This window comes from Urinicoccus timonensis, from assembly GCF_900232945.1.
GTDB lineage: Bacteria > Bacillota > Clostridia > Tissierellales > Peptoniphilaceae > Urinicoccus > Urinicoccus timonensis.
The window spans coordinates 1-2859 of sequence record NZ_OCTU01000013.1; the positions used below are offsets into that span (position 1 = coordinate 1).

4 protein-coding genes are annotated in these 2859 nt (G+C 37.3%); all 4 read right to left on the reverse strand.

What is annotated here, in order from left to right; genetic code table 11:
* Nucleotides 1–273: 273 nt before the first annotated feature.
* Nucleotides 274–1260, reverse strand: a complete 987-nt coding sequence (locus tag CS898_RS09750; RefSeq protein WP_099207804.1) for an LCP family protein — start codon at nucleotides 1258–1260, stop codon at nucleotides 274–276.
* A 109-nt stretch (nucleotides 1261–1369) separates the two neighbouring features.
* Nucleotides 1370–1567 carry a type II toxin-antitoxin system antitoxin gene (locus tag CS898_RS09755; RefSeq protein WP_009430039.1) on the reverse strand — a complete coding sequence of 66 codons (198 nt, stop codon included), beginning with the start codon at nucleotides 1565–1567 and terminating at the stop codon, nucleotides 1370–1372.
* The gene (locus CS898_RS09760) at nucleotides 1567–2622 is read right to left on the reverse strand and encodes an SPFH domain-containing protein (RefSeq protein ID WP_099207803.1); all 1056 of its coding nucleotides are present in this window, start codon (nucleotides 2620–2622) and stop codon (nucleotides 1567–1569) included. The genes CS898_RS09755 and CS898_RS09760 overlap by 1 nt, the downstream gene beginning before the upstream one ends.
* A 125-nt stretch (nucleotides 2623–2747) precedes the next feature.
* On the reverse strand, nucleotides 2748–2859 hold a 112-nt coding region (locus CS898_RS09765), incomplete at its 5' end, for an EF-Tu C-terminal domain-related protein (RefSeq protein ID WP_503169813.1).

Here is a 2859-nt window from a genome sequence, read left to right on the forward strand (position 1 = left end):
GATAGCTTAATTATTTTACCACCGGTAAAAGGTCTTTGTCAAGAACTTTTTTACAATTTCTTAAAAAGCTTTTTACTTGTGGAAAACAACATGTATTAGTTTACCAAGTCTCCCTGTCTTTGTCAAGAGGATTTTTGGTTTTTCTTTTGCTGCTTTTTCAAAGGGCCTTGGCCTTGTTTTTAGCAGCTTTTATAGTTTACTTAAATTTCAACTTTTTGTCAATAGAAAAACGAGAAAAGAACTTAGAAATTTCTAAGTTCTTTTCTCGTTTTTCTATTCTTGGTTTTCACCGCTATTATTTCCGATACTTTCTGAAGTTTCTTGACTTTGATTTTCAAAAGTCATCTGTCTCCGAGCAGATTCTCTTTCCACAAACCAATAGGAAATATCATCAATCATCTTTTCTTCTCCCTCTAGGGTAGACATATGGATGTTTTCCTTTTCTAGGGACAAGCCAAAATAGGCCAAGTCCACGATTTGCCCATAAGATAAGTCACTTTCGATATTTTCATTTGCAATATCAACTAGTTGGGGCAACTTAAATAGCATGCTTTTGTTTTTCATTTTGTCAAAAAGAGACATGAGAAATTTTTGCTGTTGATTGATTCGTCCAATGTCTTGGTCTGCATAGGCTTTTCGAATCCTTAAAAAGTCCACAGCTTTTTCTCCAGCCACAAGGTGATATCCCTTGGTGAAATTAATGCGTAATGCCGGTTTTACCAGGGTGTCTGTATATTTATAATCCACTGGTAAGTAGACTTCTACTCCACCGACTGCCTGGGTTAATTCTTTTACTGCATTGTATCGAACAATGGCATGGTAGTCGATTTTAATTCCCAGGAAGTCTTCTACTGTTTTTTCCACAAGAGGGTAGCCCCCATGAGACCAAGCATGATTGATTTTCGTCTTGGCATAGCCTGGAATACTAACATAGGTATCTCGAGGAATAGATAGAAGCTGAACTGTTTTTTTAACTGGATCAATTGAAAATACCATAATTGTATCTGATCTAGATCCGTATTCTTCTGCTGTATATTCATTTGTTGCTGTTTCATCGACTCCTAGGATTAAGACGTGAAGAGGTTGGTCTCCCTTAAACGCATTGATTCTAGGTAGGTCTTTAACATCTGTCTGTTGGGATTGATCGCTTCGTACTTTTACCTGTTTTGAGGATTGAGGTTTTAATAGGTTCCCCAAAATGAGTCCTGCCAAAAGCAGGAGAATGGTAAGGACGATAAAGATCCGATAGAGTATTTTCAATTCAAACCTTCTTTCAATAATATGTTTTAATTTATTTTACCTAATTTTAAGCAATACTGCAAGATTGATTCTTCCTTATTTAAAGAAAGAAGGCTGGAAAATTCCAGCCTTACTCTATATCGATATCCAGAGGTTGATCAATTGTTTCCCCTACATACTTCCCATCTTTTTTTCTTTGTTTTACGCATTCCGTTAAAAGATATTCAATTTGTCCATTGATTGAACGAAAATCATCTTCTGCCCAGGAAGCAATTTGTTCATATAACTTCTTTGAAACTCGTAAGGGAATTTGTTTTTTAGCCGTCATTAATAGAGACTTCCCGAATTAATAATGGGGGATACCTCGCTATTACCACAAAGAACCACCATTAGATTGGAGACCATGGCAGCCTTTCTCTCTTCATCCAGGTCAATAACCCCCTTGTCTTCTAATTGGTCTAAGGCCATTTCAACCATTCCTACAGCCCCATCAACAATCATAGATCTAGCATCGATCAAGGCAGACGCTTGTTGTCTAACCAACATGGATTGTGCAATTTCTGGAGCATAGGAAAGATGGGTAATACGGGCGTCTACAATTTCTAAACCCGCAAATTCAACCCTAGACTGGATATCTTCTTTGATTCTTCTTGCAACAACTTCGCTAGACCCTCTCAAGGACCCATCATCAGGTTCTCCGTCTCCTGTCGTGTCAATTTTATAGTTTGGATTTACATCATAGGGATATTGACGGACAATGTTTCTTAAGGCCGTATCTGTTTGAAGAGATAGATATTCTTTAAAATTATCCACATTAAAGACAGCCTTTGCTGTATCCTTAACCTTCCACATGACTGCAATGCCTATTTCAACAGGATTCCCCAAATAATCGTTGATTTTTTGCTTGCTATTATTTAAGGTCATGACCTTTAAAGAAATTCGCTTATCTTCTAAGGCTCCTGGACTTCTCTCTTGTCCCTTGTCTGCTTGACCTAGCTTTTTTATCTCTTTAACATCACCACTTTGTCCCAGTCGAGTACTCGCAGCGGGATTAAAGGCCCTGGCAAAGGGGTGGATAAAGTAAAAGCCTTCTCCTTTTACAGTGCCAATATATTTCCCAAATACGGTAAAGACATAAGCCTCTTGCGGTCTAAGCACCTTTAAACCACATAATATAATCCACGCCAGGCCTATATAGAGGATAGCTAGAATAAAAACCAGTTTTTCAGTAAATCCAGCACCATAATAAGTAATGTAGCCTACATAATTTATTATATAAATAACCGCCAGCACTAGGCCCAATAAGTATCCCAATAGAACATAGATTCCTATTTTACGTCCCTTGAGAATCTTTTCTTTAATTTCTTCTTCTTTATTTTTCATAATCCACCTCCAAGATTTATTTTGATATCAAAATAATATCATATTTTCAATTGGCTAGCAAGGCTTTTTATAAAATAAAAAGACAGGCATCTTTCGATACCTGCCTTGTCAGTTTTTCTAAGCTCTTAGCTTAATAATTTGGATACAACTCCTGCTCCTACTGTACGTCCTCCTTCACGAATTGCGAAACGAAGTCCTTCGTCCATGGCAATTGGGGTGATTAGGGTTACGGTAAAG

Bases quoted from the DNA above. Each gene is read 5' to 3' on its own strand.
- CS898_RS09755 (WP_009430039.1), bottom strand. From the start codon at position 1,567: ATGACGGCTAAAAAACAAATTCCCTTACGAGTTTCAAAGAAGTTATAT.
- CS898_RS09760 (WP_099207803.1), bottom strand. From the start codon at position 2,622: ATGAAAAATAAAGAAGAAGAAATTAAAGAAAAGATTCTCAAGGGACGT.